The 17,831-nt window shown below is 30.5% G+C and carries 17 protein-coding genes; 5 read left to right on the top strand and 12 right to left on the bottom strand.

The annotated features are described in order from the left end of the window. Positions 1 to 3 precede the first annotated feature (3 nt). The 7 genes from Z053_RS0112525 to Z053_RS0112495 all read right to left on the bottom strand — a co-directional run bounded on the left by Z053_RS0112525 (position 4) and on the right by Z053_RS0112495 (position 7,539). Positions 4 to 3,162, bottom strand: a complete 3,159-nt coding sequence (locus tag Z053_RS0112525; RefSeq protein ID WP_025665356.1) for an SIR2 family protein — start codon at positions 3,160 to 3,162, stop codon at positions 4 to 6. Between the two features lie 454 nt (positions 3,163 to 3,616). Further along, positions 3,617 to 3,943, bottom strand: coding sequence for a hypothetical protein (locus tag Z053_RS0112520; protein ID WP_025665355.1), 327 nt, complete (start codon positions 3,941 to 3,943; stop codon positions 3,617 to 3,619). 428 nt (positions 3,944 to 4,371) lie between these two features. Further along, positions 4,372 to 4,851, bottom strand: a complete 480-nt coding sequence (locus Z053_RS0112515) for a hypothetical protein (protein ID WP_025665354.1) — start codon at positions 4,849 to 4,851, stop codon at positions 4,372 to 4,374. 30 nt (positions 4,852 to 4,881) lie between these two features. Next, a complete protein-coding gene (locus Z053_RS0112510) occupies positions 4,882 to 5,589 on the bottom strand; it encodes a suppressor of fused domain protein (RefSeq protein ID WP_025665353.1) in 708 nt (235 codons plus the stop codon). A 195-nt stretch (positions 5,590 to 5,784) separates the two neighbouring features. Continuing rightward, positions 5,785 to 6,105 carry a hypothetical protein gene (locus tag Z053_RS0112505; RefSeq protein ID WP_025665352.1) on the bottom strand — a complete coding sequence of 107 codons (321 nt, stop codon included), beginning with the start codon at positions 6,103 to 6,105 and terminating at the stop codon, positions 5,785 to 5,787. 36 nt (positions 6,106 to 6,141) lie between these two features. Next, a complete protein-coding gene (locus Z053_RS0112500) occupies positions 6,142 to 6,564 on the bottom strand; it encodes a hypothetical protein (protein WP_152538298.1) in 423 nt (140 codons plus the stop codon). Positions 6,565 to 6,747: 183 nt separating this feature from the next. Continuing rightward, a complete protein-coding gene (locus Z053_RS0112495; RefSeq protein WP_025665350.1) occupies positions 6,748 to 7,539 on the bottom strand; it encodes a CPBP family intramembrane glutamic endopeptidase in 792 nt (263 codons plus the stop codon). 288 nt (positions 7,540 to 7,827) lie between these two features. On the opposite strand from Z053_RS0112495, the gene Z053_RS0112490 reads away from it, so the two are divergent. The 3 genes from Z053_RS0112490 to Z053_RS0112480 all read left to right on the top strand — a co-directional run bounded on the left by Z053_RS0112490 (position 7,828) and on the right by Z053_RS0112480 (position 12,311). Next, a complete protein-coding gene (locus Z053_RS0112490) occupies positions 7,828 to 10,197 on the top strand; it encodes an outer membrane beta-barrel family protein (protein WP_025665349.1) in 2,370 nt (789 codons plus the stop codon). Between the two features lie 345 nt (positions 10,198 to 10,542). Then, a complete protein-coding gene (locus tag Z053_RS0112485) occupies positions 10,543 to 11,571 on the top strand; it encodes a sensor histidine kinase (RefSeq protein WP_025665348.1) in 1,029 nt (342 codons plus the stop codon). After that, a complete protein-coding gene (locus Z053_RS0112480; protein WP_025665347.1) occupies positions 11,568 to 12,311 on the top strand; it encodes a LytR/AlgR family response regulator transcription factor in 744 nt (247 codons plus the stop codon). Before Z053_RS0112485 ends, Z053_RS0112480 begins: the two co-directional genes overlap by 4 nt. Positions 12,312 to 12,456: 145 nt before the next feature. Here Z053_RS0112480 and Z053_RS0112475 read toward each other — a convergent pair whose 3' ends face one another. The 5 genes from Z053_RS0112475 to Z053_RS0112450 all read right to left on the bottom strand — a co-directional run bounded on the left by Z053_RS0112475 (position 12,457) and on the right by Z053_RS0112450 (position 16,732). Further along, positions 12,457 to 12,948 carry a hypothetical protein gene (locus Z053_RS0112475; RefSeq protein WP_025665346.1) on the bottom strand — a complete coding sequence of 164 codons (492 nt, stop codon included), beginning with the start codon at positions 12,946 to 12,948 and terminating at the stop codon, positions 12,457 to 12,459. 419 nt (positions 12,949 to 13,367) lie between these two features. Further along, a complete protein-coding gene (locus tag Z053_RS0112465; protein ID WP_025665344.1) occupies positions 13,368 to 14,018 on the bottom strand; it encodes a response regulator transcription factor in 651 nt (216 codons plus the stop codon). Positions 14,019 to 14,020: 2 nt separating this feature from the next. Beyond that, positions 14,021 to 15,379, bottom strand: a complete 1,359-nt coding sequence (locus tag Z053_RS0112460; RefSeq protein WP_025665343.1) for an ATP-binding protein — start codon at positions 15,377 to 15,379, stop codon at positions 14,021 to 14,023. A gap of 254 nt (positions 15,380 to 15,633) precedes the next feature. Continuing rightward, entirely contained in the window at positions 15,634 to 16,401 is a 768-nt protein-coding gene (locus Z053_RS0112455; RefSeq protein WP_025665342.1) for a YwqG family protein, read from the bottom strand. A gap of 106 nt (positions 16,402 to 16,507) precedes the next feature. Continuing rightward, positions 16,508 to 16,732, bottom strand: a complete 225-nt coding sequence (locus Z053_RS0112450; protein WP_025665341.1) for a helix-turn-helix domain-containing protein — start codon at positions 16,730 to 16,732, stop codon at positions 16,508 to 16,510. Between the two features lie 125 nt (positions 16,733 to 16,857). Between Z053_RS0112450 and Z053_RS0112445 the strand changes: the two genes are divergently transcribed. Continuing rightward, on the top strand, positions 16,858 to 17,076 hold the full coding sequence (locus tag Z053_RS0112445; protein WP_025665340.1) for a hypothetical protein: 219 nt from the start codon (positions 16,858 to 16,860) through the stop codon (positions 17,074 to 17,076). A gap of 81 nt (positions 17,077 to 17,157) precedes the next feature. Continuing rightward, positions 17,158 to 17,463 (top strand): helix-turn-helix domain-containing protein, encoded by a 306-nt coding sequence (locus tag Z053_RS0112440; protein ID WP_025665339.1) that lies wholly within the window; start codon positions 17,158 to 17,160, stop codon positions 17,461 to 17,463. Positions 17,464 to 17,831 lie beyond the last annotated feature (368 nt).

Here is a 17,831-nt window from a genome sequence, read left to right as displayed (position 1 = left end):
ATTTTATATAAACAGTCTATAGTCATATGTTCTGCCTTCAAATCTCGAAAGTAATTTTCCAATTCTCGCTATTTTGTTTGATGAATCGATAGTTGAAGGGAGCTTTGAATATAAATCTAATGAGTTCCAATTCATTTTTGTTAAACTTAAAATTTCTGTTGAAATTAGATCAATATTAGATTCTCCGTAATGCTTGGTTATTTTTACTGGTGCAGGAATGCTTCTACCACCTAAGTAAAATTTATAATTAGGTTGTCGAACAGAAGGTACAATTCCGTGAGTCCATAATAGGGCTGTATGTTTATTCGTAACAATACAGGTTCCTCTTGAAATAGGAAACTTATCTACTTGTAATTCTTTGTTATAAACGCTCATTGCTACAAAACGTGCATCAGGTTCAAAACTGATTTCAATAAGGTCTATTTTTTTGATTCCAGCTTTGTGTAAACTAGCTTTAATTCCGTCTATTTCATCTTGTGTAAACTTTGTTCTTTTGTGTATAACTACTCTTTCAGGGAGTTTGTCTAGTGATTCATAAAAGAGTTCTCTAATTGAAACCCCAAATTGAAAAGCATCTTTAAATGATAAAAAAGGATTGTTTTGTTTATCAAGGAAATAGTTGTCTATTTTAGATAATTTATATTTTAAACCCTGTCCGTTTGAATCATAAATGTGACTACAACCAATAACAATTTCTGATTTCTCTTTTATTTTAGAAATACTATACCCAATTCCAGCATATGCTGTGTTTTTTTCTTGATTATTTAGAATCCAAGGTGTTCTTAAAGATTTTACATAAAACGATAATGATAACCACCAATTAATTTGACAAGTTAAACTATCTTCTAGTGTTTTTTCTCTAATTAATTGTGTTGCAATTCCTTTTGAAGCAGCAAATGCTTTTACATAATCGTGTAAGTCAAAACTTTCCTCTTCATTTACAAAGTTTTCAAAATTTTGCCATTCGTTTGGAATAAAAATTACGATTGTACTTTGACTTTGGGTATTTGCTATTTGTTCAATTTTAGAAGTTATAAGTCTAGCAAGTTTAATTGCATTTTCGTGTGCTTCAAGTTCATTTTCGCCTCTAAAATCAATATCCAACCAACTTCCATCATTCTCAAAGTATGGAATGTTTAACGGAATATTATAAATTGATGAAAATCCTGGGTAATCTATTAAGTAATCAGGGTTTATATTGTCAGTTGAGTGTTTTGTTTGCAGTTTGGAAAGAAAATCATAAAATCTATTTGAGTATTTCCCTCCACAAATAACAGATAAGTTTATTTCATTAGATAATATTACTCCATTTAGATTAACATCATAAGGACGGTTGTTTACTAAACCTCTCATTGGATGATAATCTTTGAATTCGATATCTGATGAAATGTTACGAAAAACAAGTTGTGGTTCTAAAAATTGAACACCTTTAAATTGAGTTTGTCTATTATCGTATTCTTTTGGTGCGTAACCTCTAAATTTAGGGTCTAGAACATTTATTTCTCCAAACGCTGTACTTGAAGATATTTGAAATTCAAGAGCACTACCAGATTGAAGAGGATATTCAAATTTTATTCTAGGTTTATTAAATAAAAGCTTATTCCAGTTTTCTAATATTTCGTCATACTTATTGTTATATAATTTCTCTAAGTTGTATTTACTAATAGTTAGTTTTTCTGTTTTTGAAATTTCTTGGTCAGAGGTTAAATTGATTGTTGGTGTAAAAGTTAAGTAACCAAAGCTTTTGTTTTTATCAAAGTAAAATGAAAGAAATAGGGCTTTATGAATTTTGATGCTTTTATATTCACTTTCATTGGAAGTCAACCATATTTTATTTTTATTATTGGTGGAAATTCTTTTGTCATTGGCAAAATGTTTCAAAATTGCTTGCAGCATTAAAGATTTGAAAGCTGATACATTTTCGACATCAAACTTACTTATAGATTCTCTTTTAATATCACTTTTTAAAAGACCATAAAATGCCTTTGAAATATCGGTTAGTGTTCCTATGGCAAATACTTTTCTTTTAAAGGGGACTGCACAAATATTATTTGTTTGGCAAATGGTTTTTAAAAAACTCCAAGGTTTTTCATCCTTATAGTCAATTTCAAATTGAAATACCTCTTTTGGGAAAACAACAGGGTGTAAATTACTTTTAATATATTTTCCTGTATTTGAAAAATTTAAATGAAACTCTGTTTTTAAATACTCTTCATTTTCTGAGCTTTCAAGTGCATTTTGAATTTCTTGTGAAAGAGAATCATTATCCTCAAATGCTGATTTAGCTAAATGAATTATAGTCTTATCAAATCCGTCTGTTGTTACGTAATGGGCTTCTCTTCCAGAATCTCGAACAGTCCTAAGCAACTTAGCTACTTCGTCCGATATTTTACTTCCATAACCACACCAATACAATCTTCCAGCCCCTTTTCGAGTGAAAGCTTTTGTTAATGCGTCCATTAAAGATTTATCTCTTCCACTATAACCAGTAATTATCAAGTTTTTATCTAGATGATAATTAGAAAGATTTTCAATAAACACTTCATTTTGAGAATCTAACTCTTCTACTGTGTTTTTTAATGAACTGAATTTATAATCACCGTGAAGAGCGATTGCAAGAAGTTCTTTGTTGCTTTGATTCCGATAGATTCTGTCTACATTATCTAGATTTATTTCTATTGGTGTCAGTTTGTTCTGATGAGCTGAACGAACAATAAGTCCGTCAAAATTAGTAGTCCAAACAGATTTGATGATATTATGCTCTGCAAGTAAGCATAATAGTTTATATCCAATATATGGCTCTTTATTTTCTATTAGACTTAAAAAGTATTTTCTTCTATCATCACTAATTGGATATGCCTTTTCTGCAAAAAAGGAATATTCTTCATTAGAGTCTAATTCAGGATATTCTCCTTGACTATCCAGCCATTTTTGTATGCTTTTTCTAACAGAATCCTCTTTATAATTTTTATAATAATCAGATGCGTTTATATTCTTAGAGAGATAAATGTCTTTTTTCCATTCCCAAATACAGTCATATGCAGATTGAATTCCTGAACTTATTGAAGCACCAGCTCCTAACAAGATTGAATGAGGAACATCAGTATTTCTTTTAAAAGACCTTAAAAAAGCATCATAATCTAGTCTTAATTCTTCTGTCATTCAGTTTGTTTTTTTCAGCTTGCAGGTAACACTAAGTGTATGTTCTTTATATCTCATGTATGGTTATTTTTAAATTTAATCCCATATCAAACCCTTATTATGTGATACAATATCAGCGATTCATTGATAAGATAATTGTGGAAAACCACAATCACTATTTGTTTTTAACAAACAATCCCATACTTCAACTCATTAGAGTTGAAGTATGGGATTGTGTTTACTTGCTAAATGTACCTATTATTATTGAGGGTAAAAAACCTCTGTAAGGTGTTCCTTATTTTTTAACATACTGTGGTGTAATCGTACTATTTTAAAATAGTTAATGATAGTTTTAGCTATTTGGATTATCTATACAGTAATGCTACTTGCGAGACGCTAGCGGGAGCGAGGCTACTGCAAAAGGAAATGACTTTTCGATTTAGCACTAAACTTTGCTCTGATTTCATATATGATGTTACCTGCTGGCTTTTTTCATGATTTTCCATAAAGCTAATATAAAAACAACAACAGAAGAAAACCAAGCAGTATTATAAACACCATAGTAAAAATCCTCAATCGGAATAAACCCAGAAAGCTGCGTTGCCAAAACAATACACACTAAAAATATTCGAATTATTGTTTTAAACCAACCTGGTTTAGTCAGCATTTCATAAAATCCAATAATCAAGACAAATAGGAAAAGAGTATCATAAGTAATACGATAATTTATTAATTCGAAAAGTTCAGGATTTGCGTTTTTCGTCTCTAGAAACTGATAATGATCTTTTAGAGATAATATCAATTGAACAATTATTACAATTATTGAAAAAAGCGGGTTATATAGTTTCACGAGTTGTATATGATATTACCAAGTTAGCTTTTATTCGTTCGTTGTACTTTTTTCTTTAAACAATAAGAAAGTAAGGACTGTAAAAACACTAGTTCCAATTAGCAGCAACCCATACTTGAATAACCCTGTTGTGATGAAGACAAAGAAACCAGTGTCAGTCCGAAAATTATCCGCTTTTTGATTAAATTCCGTTATTGAATCAGAGCTCTCCAGTAATAAATAGCTTATAATACAGAACATGCTAATTAGATAAAGCCCAATGATTTTTAAATTCCGTTTATTCCTCATTTATTTTTAATGTGCTACAACGTTTCTTGTATGTTGTGTTTGCTTGCCGAAGGCGGCATATGTAATATACAAATTGTTAGGCACTGGTTTTTTTATATTGCGTCATATTTATTTCCAACAAACTTTAATTTCTTAATACAACCATTCAAGCAGTCAGCAAATCGTGTCCTCCAAATTATTAATTCGGTGAAAGAACCATTCCGTTGAACAATTCTATAATTTCCTATTCGAAAATTCATTTTAAATCGAAGTAACATTATTTTAATTTTAGATCCTCCTTCAATGATTTTTTCTCCATTAATAAACTCCATATAATCAAATCTATCAATGTCTTGTGCTAAAATTTTAGTGGTTAAGTTTTTGTCAATAGAGTAGATATGTTTTGTTGTCACAATAATTTTTCTTGACCTTTTAAGTTTGATTAAAAGAACTTCTAATTCGTTATTATCTAAAACTATATTTTCTTTAAATTGATTATTTGGATTGTCAAAAAATATTATTCCTCTACTATTTCGATAGTACTTTACCTTTTTTAGAATTTGATTCCTTATGTCTTCTTTTTTCTTTTTCAATGACTAGTTTTCTAAAAATCGTCCAACTTCCTATTTTAAAAATTTACTGATAAAAGATTCTTTTTTTATTAAGTTTTTTCTTTTAGGATTTAATATCTCTTTCGAATCAGCTTCTATTATTTTGTCTAATAAGGCATTGTAGCCATTATTAATTTTATACTCAACTTCATTTTTATAAAGAGGAAAAAAACTGTAAATATTTATAATCCTTCCGTCCTTTTTAATTTTTGTGAAATTTTCGTCAAAAGTTACTGAAGGTAAAATTACTCCACCTACAAATTCCGTATCATTTCCATAGGGTTCAAAGTCGGCGTCGGAAACTATGGAATGTCCAATTCCTATCCAGCTGCCTTCCTGATGAGGGAATTTAGCAGTTCGCTTTAACATTGAAATTATGTAATCATTTTTTTTGTCACCGGTATAAACATTTTTAAATTCCATTCCTTTTGGAATTAACATCATCATTTCAGCAAATCTTAGATCTTTGGGGTTTTCGGCTTCTTGAGGAATTTTCATTTCTAAAGAACTCATTCCTGATGTAATCAAAATATCGAACTTAGAAGACTTTGCTTTTATTAAATGTACGTGCACTTTAAAGTCAAAAGTCATTATCTCGTGAAAGACTTTTACTTCGGCATCAGGGAAGTGTTTTTCAATATGCTCATTCACCCATTCATAATGTTCGTCAAAATAATCTCTATTTTGGAAATGATCAATTATGCTTTTTATTCCTTCCATTTTATTTTCGGCTTGTTGCTAATGTTTAATTATGTGTCGTAGCAGAGCAAAATGTTACCCTGCTTTTCAATTTTTTTTATACATCGGTTACTCTAACTTTTGTTTCCTACTAACATTGCACCACATCAAAATAAACTAACCAATCGATTGATCACTTAGCTGCTATGATCACATATATGGTGTTGTGATATCGTTTTAAATTTTGTTCAAAATACGTTGTAAAAAATTCAGCTTTCTTTCTGGAAATATTTTTTCATCTCGTTCGATATACTCATATACCTTGTCTGTTATTTTTATTTTCAATTCCAGAATTTCCTTTTTCATTTCTTCCTCAAGTTTACTACTATAAAAACCTGACTTAATCATATAAAGATTATTGGATATAGTTGCGATTGTCTCAAAATCCTTTCCAATATTTTCAGGAACATCTTTGGGCTTTCCTGTTCGATCTTCTTCCCATTGAGCTATACCATATTTACAGTATAATTTATAAGTATCAAGTCCTATTTTGCTCATTTATTTAGCTTTTTGGAATGTATCACATATATGGTGTTACCCAATGTTTTCTTTATTTAGTGTTCCATAAAAAGATTTTGGTTGCGCCCAGCTATATAACCTCCTTATTGTCAGTTTCCAGTTATTTTTAAATAAGTCTGTCCAATATTTTTCTTTCGGATAAATTATTTTATCAAATTTCCCATAGTGATCGTCATATTCAAATTTTTGCCATTCATCAGAGATAGAATTTAGTCCAAAATATTCTTCAAAATCCAATAAACCTGGAGTTCTCATCACGTGATCTGGTATCGGATAAATTCTATTACTTTTATCTATTATCAGAATAAAAATTGATTGGTCATCCAAAGCCAATCTTGGACTAATTGCAATAGATTTAATTTCGTCCAGTTGGATTTTAAAAGATTTGCAAAATTTGGCAAGTCCAATTTCCTTTGCAGGGAATTCGTGAAATTCCAATTCAGATTCAGTTATTTGAATTCCGGATGTCATTTATTAATATTGGGGAACAATGTAATAAAATATATATATTATTCCACCTATGTTTATTTTTTAACATACTATTTTAGAAATAGATAGCGATGAGTATCTATTTGAGTTACCTGGGTAGTAATGCTACTAGTGAGATACTAGCGGGAGCCCTTAATGCTTTTCTATTGGTTCAATCAATTCATACTTTTTCATTAGAAATATTCCATACAATAAGCAAGGCAAAGCAAGTAATGTAATAATAACAGCATTTTCGATTGATGTTGGGTCGCTTATTTTTTCTTTAATTGGAAATCCTGCTGAGTCTAAGTCACCAACAAAATCAATTATTGCATGCACCATTATTAATGGATAAATTCTTTTTGTAATCACCAATAAAACACCAAACATTACCCCAATAAAAGTAGCATAGCAAACTTGGGATAATTCTCCATAAATTCCTTTGTCAAAATTCAATATATGGATAAGCCCAAAAAATAAAGCAGACACAAAAACAGATAAAATAAAATTCTTTTTTGTATTTCCTAAGTAGTTTATCAAGTGTGATTGCAAAAAACCTCTAACACTCAATTCTTCAGCAAATCCAATTGATATCGAATAGATTAAAAATAAAGCGATATTGGGAAATAGAATGTTGGTATCAATATCGTCCATTATCATTGCGTTAAGCAATACTAAATAAATAAGCGGAAATAATAATAAGTGCCATTTTTCTAGATTTGTCCCTTTAATTCCAGCAACTTTAAAGAGTCCATTGTTTTTAATGAAGAAAAACGAAACTACGATCAAAATCAAGTTTGCACCAATTTTTAGGAAAGTATGAGTTTGATATGACTCAATTCCGTTTTCTATTAGTTGTTGTGAAAAATATTCTCTTGTTAATAAAATCAGTAAAAGTACAATTACAAATATTGTAAGTTGATTCCAGAATTGTTTTTTGTTCATTATTGATTGATTTTAAAGTTCTTCAATTAATAGACGTAAATTCTGATAAAATGGTTGCCTGATTTTTTTCTCGTATTAAGCATAACAACGAAATAAATGATAGGTATCCTTTATTCTATCTATGTTTATGTTTAGCAATATTAAAAAGGGGGTTAACAATTTTGTTGAACGCCTTTTTTATTTCCCCTAATTCATTTCATTTTTTCCTCAATTCATTGTACAGCTATTTCAAAAATTGCACTCTCAAGATACTTTTGAGGTGTCATTAATCTTGAAATATTATACACTATGAAAATCATAACTACATTTTTAATCGCTTTTATTTGTTCAATTAGTTTTGGACAGACTTTTACAGGAAAAATAATCGATAAACAAAACCAACCTATTCTATTTGCCAATGTGGTTGCAAAAAGCGCAACTGATAATGCACTAATTAATGGGGTGATTTCTGATGAAAACGGAGCGTTTTCTATCGAGCCAAAGAAAGAAAATATATATATAGAAATTAGTTTTGTTGGATTTACTACCCAAAAAATAAACCCTACTCAATCTAATATCGGAACAATCGTTTTAGAAGAAGAAGGACAACAACTACAAGAAGTCGTAATTACAGCACGTAAAAAACTCATTCAACAAAAAGTAGATAGATTAGTTTTTAACGTAGAAAATACCGTTGCTGGCACTGGTGGAACCGCACTTGATGCACTAAAAGCTACACCAAGTGTAAATGTAGATACTGATAAATTAGCCATTGTAGGGAAAGGAAATGTACGAGTAATGGTTAATGATAGAATTGTACAATTATCAGGTAATGAATTAACGGCTTATTTAAACAGCATTGCATCCGATGATATTAAAGATATTGAAGTTATTACCACACCACCATCGAAATATGATGCTGAAGGTAATAGTGGACTTATTAATATTGTTCTAAAAAAATCAAAAGAAAATAGCTGGAATAATCAAATAAGAACTTCTTACACCCAAGCAACATATCCATTATTTAATTTTGGAAACACATTTAACTATAATAAAAACAAAGTAAGTTTAATTGCTTCGTTAAATGGAACTAAAGGATATACAGCACAATTTAATCAATTTGATATTATTTATCCATCGGCTTCAACCGTATCAAATCTTGATATGAAAAATAAAGAAAGTATGATTTCTGGCAGGCTGGGTTTAGATTACAATGTAACAAATAACGCTACTGTCGGGGTTTTATACTCAGGTTCGTTTGACGATAAAGGTATAACCGATGGTGGAAGAACACTTACAAATGACGGTAATGGAACGTACACTATTAATGAAGGTAACGCCGAGACAACAAACAAAAACCACTCAATAAATGCTCATTACATTCAAAAATTAGATACGCTTGGTAGAAAATTATCTATTGATGTTGATTACTTTAATTTTAATAATTCTTCTAATAGAGGTTTTAGCAGCGAACAATTTGTTACAAACCAAAGCTATTTTGAGGCGAAAAATAGCACCAATCAAAACATTAAAAATTATAGCGGAAGAATAGATATGGAACACCCAGGCAAATGGGCTAATTTTTCTTACGGAGTTAAAACCACAATTACAAAAACAGATAGTGATGTAGCATTTTACAATACCACTACAGGTACACCAATTTTTGACCCAACACAAAGTAATGAGTTTATGTATTCTGAAAATATTAATGCAATATATGCAGATATGTCTAAACCATTAGGTGAAAAATGGCAAGCAAAAATCGGACTTCGTTTTGAAAACACTCGAACAAAAGGAGTTTCAGAAACAAACAATCAAACCGATATCAATTCGTATAACAAACTATTTCCATCTGTATTTTTAGGGTATACTCCTAGTAGAAAAAATATGTTTAATTTAAGTTATAGCAGAAGAATTCAACGTCCTAGTTTTGAGCGTTTAAATCCGTTTCGATTTTATATTAATCCTATTTCGTATCAAGAAGGAAACCCGTTTTTAAAACCACAAATTTCTGAGAATTTAGAATTAAAGCACATTTACAAAGGAAAACTGATAAGTAAAGCATTTGTAAGTTATGTAGATAATGGATATTTCAACATTATTAAAGCAGAAGATGGAGCACAACAACGAATAGTAGTAACATTTGACAATTTTTATACAGCTTATAATTATGGGTTAACTGAAACTTTTATATACAACCCAACAAAATGGTGGAATACGACAACCCAAGCAACGGTATCAAAAATGGACACACAATACAAAGACGGATTTAATTTAGACGCTGAATTAGTAAGCAGATGGAATTTTCAATTGTATAACCGAAATACATTCCATTTAAACGAAGCAAAAACAATACAAGCAGAAACCACGCTTATTTATGCCTCGCCACAAAAATTGATGTATTTTTCAATATCTGAAATGGTGAGTCTAGACCTGGGATTAAAATTTTCGTTACTAGACAAAAAACTAAATTGTACAGTAGCCGTAAACGATATTTTAAAGCGTAAGGCAACGAGTGTAAACACCAAAACTAACGGAATAGACCAAACATACTATAATTATTTCGATACCCGAGGTGTGAAGATTGGTCTAAACTATAGCTTTGGTAACAAAAAGATAAAAGTTAAGCAACGTAATTCTGGAAACGAAGAAGAGCAAAACAGAGCAAAAACTAATTAATCGAAAATAAAGCTGTTTAAACCTGAGTTCGACCTAAGCTAAAATGTTATAAAAAGCGTCAATTCGAGTGGTTTTTCAGAATGACCTCTCGATTACGCTCGAGGTGACGTGGAGAAAAACTGTACTTCGGCAAGCTCAGTAGGACTATCGAGAATAGCTTTTTTTAAATAGAAAATCACTATTCTCGATACAATCTTCTAGCCTGTACTAAGCTATGTCGAAGTATCAGATCACTCGAATTGACGTGATTTTCTTAGATCGAACTCAGGTTTTAAAGAATTAGATACTTTAAACGGCTTTGTTTTAAATTAAAAATATATTTTGTACATCTAAAATTACAAAGCAGTGAAGGTTTTCAATCAAAAAATAAATCTAAAACAAGTTTTAATAGTCATTGCACTATTAATACTAGGTAATGCTGGTAAAATTTATCTTTTACATAACGTACGAACTAAAAGTGATATTGATTTTTATAGTTATTTCGACCACGTTTCTGTTTTTCTATTCTCTGCAGTTTCGGTAATATCAGTACTAGTTTCTTGGAAAGTCATTAATAGAATAGACATGACAAATACAATTCTAAAATTTGTAAAGGTTTATATTTTGTCTTTTTTATTATTTGTTATCGCAGGTGTTATTATTGATTATGTTCTTTTGGGTATTATAATGAACAATAATGAATATGATTTTATGATTAGATTTATAAACACGATGTCTGTTGCTTTTATACTTGTTGATATTTTTGCGCTTACTTCTGCATTTTTATATTTCAGACAATCTCAAAAAACCACATTAGAATTGGAGCAAACCGAAAAAGAAAAAGCAACATTACAATCGCAAATGCTGCAAAAGAATTTAGAACCTCATTTTTTATTCAATAATTTGAGTGTTTTATCAGGATTAGCAAGAAAGCAACCGGAGCAAATGGAAGGTTTTATCGATGATTTTTCTGATGTATATCGTTACTATTTAAAACACGGAAAAAAGCAATTGGTCGAGTTGAAAGATGAACTATCATTCTTAATAAGTTATATGAATTTAATGGAAAAACGCTTTGGAAATACGTATCAAATTGAAAATAGTATCGAAAATGCAGATGGTTTTATCATTCCGTGTTCGTTGCAACTATGCGTAGAAAATGCAATAAAACACAATAAAGGAAGTGAAGAAAACCCGCTGTTGATTTCGCTTTCATTGAAAGAGGATACTATTGTGATAAAAAACAAACTAAATAAAGTAGATTTTACACTCGGAACAGGAACAGGAAATGATTACCTCAAACGTCAATATCAAATCAATTTTAACAAAGACGTTATTTTTACAGAAACTGATACTGAATTTATTGCCAAAATCCCGCTAATTTCTGAAATATGAAAGTACTAATCATAGAAGACGAAGCCATAAATATTGAAATCATTTCGGACCATATTCTTCGATACAATGGCAACATCGAAATTGTAGCTTCGTTACAAAGCAAAGAAGAAGTTGAAAAATGGTATCAAGCCAATGAACAAGTAGATCTAGTGTTTTCTGATATTGAATTGTTAGACGGAAATGTATTTTCTCTATTGAAAACCAATATTATAAAATCCCCAATTATTTTTACAACCGCCTACAACACTTTTTACCAAGATGCTTTTGATGTAAACGGAATAGCTTATTTACTAAAACCTATTAGCTATAACAAGTTTAGTAAAGCAATGGAAAAGTTTGAAAGCCTACAAAACAAAGAGGTTGATTGGAAGAAAATATCAGAAACCATTCACAGATTAAACAACAATTACAAAGAACGCATCATCATAAAAACCAAAACAGAAATAAAAATTTTAAGTACCAAAAATACTGGAGCAATTTTATCTAATTCGGGAAAATGCATCGGGATTGATGAAAACGGAAAAGAAAATGAATTTCGCTACAAGTTATCTGATTTAATAAAGGAGTTAAACCCAAAAGAGTTTTTTCAAATTAATCGTGGTGAAATTGTAAATATCAATTTCATCGAAAAAATTGAGCCTTACTTTGGAGACAGATTGGCAATTTCAATCAAAAACTACAAACAACATTTAATTACAAGCGCATCTGCAACAAGCGAATTTAGAAAATGGATTGAGTAAGCTAGCAACTCCAGAGCTTAAATTACACATGCTGTTGTGAACCGTAGGGACACATTTGGGTAAGCACACTTGAATACTTCTTTTTCCCATCAGAATAAAGACCATCTACATAACAGTTTTGATAAACATTATAGACAATTGACTTTTAGTCCAAAATGTCCTTTTTTTCAATAGTATACATTTTTAATAGATCAACAAATCCGTTTTTTATTTTATTCACTTCAGACTGCGGTGTATCTTTTTCCAGAAAAATTGTTATACTAGATGCGGTTTCCCCATCGAAATGTTCTTCAGTTTTTATGTTAATCTTTTTAGTCTCTATAGAATTATTGGGGAAAAATATTTGAATGTATTTACTATCTGCTTTTTGCTTAACTGTTATTTCTAAATACTCTTTTGCGGTTAAGTAATATGCTGTTGAACAAAGTTTAAAAGCTGTACAGAATTGTATAAATTTAATCGTTTTGTTATGATTAAAGTCAACCTCCTCTAGCAGATAGTTATAATTTTTTTCGCTATCATAAAGTTTATGCATATCTATTTTTTCACCCAAAGATAGAAGCGCTTCTGCTTTAGTTTGACTTGAACATTTTGTGTAGATAGATAATAAAAATAATGCAACAAATAAATTTTTCATAATTAGATAATGTTTTTTTGAGTTATGGTTTACAACCTCCAACTAAATGAGTATGTTTCTGCAGTTACTAGAAGTAATCATGTTCGTGATTTACAATGCCCTTCTAAACGACTCAATTCGCATATTCATTTTAGTGTTTTGTTAGCTACTTTTTTAGTTTATTCATTAGATTCTCTCCTTGTTCTTGTAGCATCAAAAACACAAATCCCTCTTCACAAACCGTTTTTGGGCCAGTGCTTAGCGCTGGCAGAATATGATAGTATTAAAAAAGTAAGAATGAGGATTGTTTTTAATTTCTTTATGTTTAATATTTTATACAGCAAAATTACCTCTTATATGTAATTGATAAAATAGGTAATCGTACTGATTTTATATCCGTAGGATTACAGAAGAGCAAAGGAGAAGAAGGTTGAATGCTACTAGAAATCTGAGGTAAACCCGTTTCTTATACCATATTTAATAAGACCTACAATGGTTTTTACTTTTGTTTTTCGAAGAATATTTTGACGGTGTGTATCAACTGTTCGCCTTCCTATAAAAAGTTTGTCTGCAATTTCTTGACTACTATATTCTTGGCAAATTAATTCGAGAACTTTTACTTCCCTATCTGTTAGTTCATTTGTTTCGGCTTCAATTTTCCGTTCTTTTTTAACCTTGTTCACCATAACAGACAAGACTTCTTTGCTGTAATAAGTACCATTGTCTGTAATTCTGGTTAGTGCTTCAATGAGCTCTTGTTTTCCTGTATTTTTGAGGATATAGCCATCGGCTTCACTCATCATTATTTCGCTAACAACTTCTTTGTCGTTATGCATCGATAGCACAAGTACTTTTAAGTTAGAGTAAGTAGATTTTATTGTTTTAATAAGTTCTATACCACTCATTCCTGGCATACTAATATCTGTAATAACAATATCAACGGTATCTTTTTCGAGCTGCTCTAATGCATCTTCGGCACAAAGGTATTCTGATACAATTTGTAAGTATTCCTCTTTTCGAAGTAATGATTTAATTCCATCAATAAACATTTGATGGTCGTCTATAATCATTATTTTCACAGGTGTTTCCATATTTAAAGAATTACGTCAATTCGGATATCTGTTCCTTTTCCCTCGGTAGAAATAACATCAACTTCACCATTTATCATGGATATTCTAGAAAAAACATTTTGCCAGCCAATACCTTTACTTTGGTGAATGGTACTTATATCAAATCCTTTTCCATTATCCGAAATTAAAAGGTGTGCCTTATTGTTTATTCGATTCAATGTTACAGTAATTTTATCTGCTTTGGCATATTTAATCATGTTGTTTAGAACTTCTTGAACAACTCTGTATAATGCAATTTCTTTACTTTCCTCTAATCGGTTATCCATTCCTTTGTGGCTAAAATTAACATGAAGTGCTTTAGACTCATTTATTGTATTGGCAAATGATTCAATGGCAGAAACCAATCCGTATTCCATAAGTGCGGCTGGCATCATATTGTGTGAAATAGTGCGTACTTCATTTACAGCCTCATCTATCAAGTTCATTGAATTTTGAACTAATATCTTATCCTCTTCATTTACTTCGTCTTCTAGCCCTGCAATATTTAATTTTGCTGTAGAAAGCAACTGGCCTAAGCCATCGTGAAGATCTTTTGCAATACGAGAACGCTCTTTCTCCTCTGCCTCAAACACAGCTCTATAGTGTACAGTTTCTTCGTCACGTTTTGATTTGGCCTCTTTTACTCGAGTATTAAGATAATAAATCAACCCTAGTAATATCACTAGTCCTAAACTTAATCCACCCCAAAGCACTAAGTTTTTGTTAGCAGCTCTTTCTTCTAACAGTTTTAAGTCTTTAATCACATTTTCTTTTTGCAATTCTGCATTTTTACGTTCTTCACTTAGTTTTTCATTCAAGATTCGTTGTGTTTCATATGTAGTATGTTTTTCTGCAATTGCCATTTTCATATCATTTTTGAAGATGGTGTCTTTTAGATTAGTTTGGATTTTATAATATGAAGCCGCCTTTTTGAAATTCTTTACTCTTTCGTTGTTAGTGGCTAATTTTCCTGCCAATTCCATCTGGTGATAGAGAGAACCAATTTCTGTTGCAATTTCATAGGCGCCTTTAAACAATTCGTTAGCCTTTTGATGCTGCTCTAACCGGGTATAAGCTATTCCTTGGTTGGTCATTATTATCATTAGCTGTTGCTTGTTATTAGTAGAAGAGGCTAGTGTGTAAGCAGAATCGAGCATCACCAAAACTTTATGGTATTTTTCCTGGGACTCATGTTGTAAACCTATTTCGTTAAGAGTATTTGTATTAATAGTGTTGTAGGGCGTTTCCTTAACTACTTTTAAGCTGTCAATTATACTTTTGTTTTGTCCAAATGCAGAATTGAACAGTAGTAAAAGTGAAAGGAAGAATAACCAATTTTTCATATAAAGTGTTATACTCAGAGCATTGTAGCTAACGGACTTGTGTATGGAACGTAGCATATAAAAAGACACTAACTTTTCGGATTAACACAAAGCCGAATTTTTATATTTTGTTTTTAATTTTTATATTCTAAAAGCCATACTTCGACAAGCTCAGCACAGGCTTTAAAATTTGGTGGTCTTTGCAAATAAACGAAACCTTTCGATTTGGCACTTATTAGCTATGTTTTATACATCGTGTTGTGTACAGTAATTTTTTAACAACAATCCCAATAAAAATAAGCTTTAGAAAAGTCTTCTTTAATTAGATTCTCTTTATTTATAAAAATGTGCCCAATTCCGCTATCTCCAAACATTATGTGATCATCAATATCAATTTGTAAAACTTGAATATCATTTCTTTGTTCCACATTATAATCTCTTGGATCTGATTGAGTAAATTCGGCATATCCACCAATTTTATGTCCCGTAGAGTCAAAGTATTCTCCGAATTGTTTTTCTTGTTCTTCATTCAAGCTTTCTGTGAACTCCCAATAATCGGTTTCATCAAAGAGATAGTCAAACTGAGAGTCCTCAGAACCTCCTTTATCAATCCCTTTTTCAAAAGAAAGTTGATGAAGTTTATATATTGGCATTTCTTCGTAATCGTTAATTGATAGAAATGAAAAGTCAGCTAATGCTTGTTTACTTAATTCTTCTTTTGAGTGATAAATGATTTTTGAATCTTCATCATACCAGTCCGTTGGTGAAAGAAAGAGTTGTAGAATTCCATTCTCAGGAAAATGTTCAAGTTTAGGGATTTGTTCAAAATTCAGTTGAGCAATCATTATCATTGACTTTCCGTTTTTATCTTTCGGATATTCTTTCTCTTTTGGGAAAAAAGGAAATCCTAAGAATTTACTATCAGTTAATTCTAAATTATCTTCAAGAAGTTTTTCTTTTCTAGGTTTCGCCTTTATTCGAATAAACTCTCGTTCATATTTTTTTAAATCTGATTCAAATTTCTTTAAAAAGTCTGGAATCATTAATGTTTGTTTTTATTGTATACAACAACGGAATAAAAGATATATATCCTTTATTCCATCTATATTTATTTTTTAACATACTGTCTATAATCATACTACAGTACGATTATTTACTTTCTTTTTTTAATTGTAAATCCCCACAAACATGTTCTAGCAATTCGCAGGCATCTACTTCTATGGCTAAAGCAATGAGATACAATTCGTCTGCTTTAATTTTTGTAGAAAAATTGTTAGAAAGCTCACTTAATCGATTTTTGTTAATACCAGTTTTCCTAGAGACACTAGCCTTGTTTATCGATCTGTTATCTAGATATTTTCCAAGTTTTGTCATGTTCAATTGTCATTATTTTCAGTATATAAATATAAAAAAAGAGTACATAAATAATAATTTTAAGTATAATATTTTGATATAATACTGATTTTAGGTAATATTGTGTATATAATCTACATAAATATATGCAAGCAATGATAGATAACAACCAAAAAAAGTGCCAGACCTATATTAAGATCCCACTTACAGAAGAAAAAGACCTAGAAGTATATAAAGATGGGATTCTGGGGATATTAAGTAAAGTAGAAATACATAGTGCAGACCAAAGAACGATAGGGCATCTTAAAACCGTATACAAATTGTTAGATTGTATACAGCTACAGCATATACGATCGGTTTCTTAACACCAGTGTCCCAAAAAATAAATTCTATTGTTATGATGGGATTAAAAAAAATAGTAAATTTGTCAAAGAATGACAAAATGAATGAAAGAAACGTTTGGAGAATATATCAAAATGCTTAGAACAACAAATGGGTATACGCTAACCCAACTGGCAGGTCTGCTAGATATAGATTTTGCAAATCTAAGTAGAATAGAGAATGGGATACGCGATTTTGATAAAAAGAAACTTTCTAGATTAGCAGAGGTTTTTAACCTAAGTATAGAAGCATTACAAGACGAATATGCAAGTGATCAACTGGCAAAGCATATGTATGAGATAGGTTGTTCTAAAGAACTGCTTAAAGTTGCAGAAGAAAAAGCAGAATATCGCAGAGCATTAAAAAAATAAAAAATAATACCCATTGTGCTTTTGGGAAAAATATGGTAAAAAAAAGCGTCAATTCGAGTGTTTTGTCGTAACGATCTCTCGACTACGCTCGAGATGACATGAAGACAAAATGTATCGAGAATAGCTTTTTTAAACCAATAATCCTTGTCATCCTGAGTGTATCGAAGCACTCGAATTGACGCTTTTTTGATTCAAAAATCTTAAATGCACAACAAATTAAATACAATACCTTTTTTACAGATTTAAGGTATTCCTTTTTTCGGGACTACATTGCACATCCTACCTGGCAATCCTGTAAATCTGTTAATTATAAAGAGAAAGTAATGTATGGTAGATCATACGTTTTTACCAGGATTGTGATTAGAGCT

Origin of the sequence: Aquimarina megaterium XH134, from assembly GCF_000520975.1 — a bacterium.
GTDB lineage: Bacteria > Bacteroidota > Bacteroidia > Flavobacteriales > Flavobacteriaceae > Aquimarina > Aquimarina megaterium.
This window is presented reverse-complemented; position numbering and strand designations above follow the sequence as displayed.

Coding starts and splice junctions, on each gene's coding strand:
- Z053_RS0112450 (WP_025665341.1), bottom strand. CDS start 16,732: ATGACAAAACTTGGAAAATATCTAGATAACAGATCGATAAACAAGGCT.
- Z053_RS0112440 (WP_025665339.1), top strand. CDS start 17,158: ATGAAAGAAACGTTTGGAGAATATATCAAAATGCTTAGAACAACAAAT.
- Z053_RS0112480 (WP_025665347.1), top strand. CDS start 11,568: ATGAAAGTACTAATCATAGAAGACGAAGCCATAAATATTGAAATCATT.
- Z053_RS0112455 (WP_025665342.1), bottom strand. CDS start 16,401: ATGATTCCAGACTTTTTAAAGAAATTTGAATCAGATTTAAAAAAATAT.
- Z053_RS0112525 (WP_025665356.1), bottom strand. CDS start 3,162: ATGACAGAAGAATTAAGACTAGATTATGATGCTTTTTTAAGGTCTTTT.
- Z053_RS0112490 (WP_025665349.1), top strand. CDS start 7,828: ATGAAAATCATAACTACATTTTTAATCGCTTTTATTTGTTCAATTAGT.
- Z053_RS0112505 (WP_025665352.1), bottom strand. CDS start 6,105: ATGAGCAAAATAGGACTTGATACTTATAAATTATACTGTAAATATGGT.
- Z053_RS0112460 (WP_025665343.1), bottom strand. CDS start 15,379: ATGAAAAATTGGTTATTCTTCCTTTCACTTTTACTACTGTTCAATTCT.
- Z053_RS0112445 (WP_025665340.1), top strand. CDS start 16,858: ATGCAAGCAATGATAGATAACAACCAAAAAAAGTGCCAGACCTATATT.
- Z053_RS0112495 (WP_025665350.1), bottom strand. CDS start 7,539: ATGAACAAAAAACAATTCTGGAATCAACTTACAATATTTGTAATTGTA.
- Z053_RS0112465 (WP_025665344.1), bottom strand. CDS start 14,018: ATGGAAACACCTGTGAAAATAATGATTATAGACGACCATCAAATGTTT.
- Z053_RS0112475 (WP_025665346.1), bottom strand. CDS start 12,948: ATGAAAAATTTATTTGTTGCATTATTTTTATTATCTATCTACACAAAA.
- Z053_RS0112510 (WP_025665353.1), bottom strand. CDS start 5,589: ATGGAAGGAATAAAAAGCATAATTGATCATTTCCAAAATAGAGATTAT.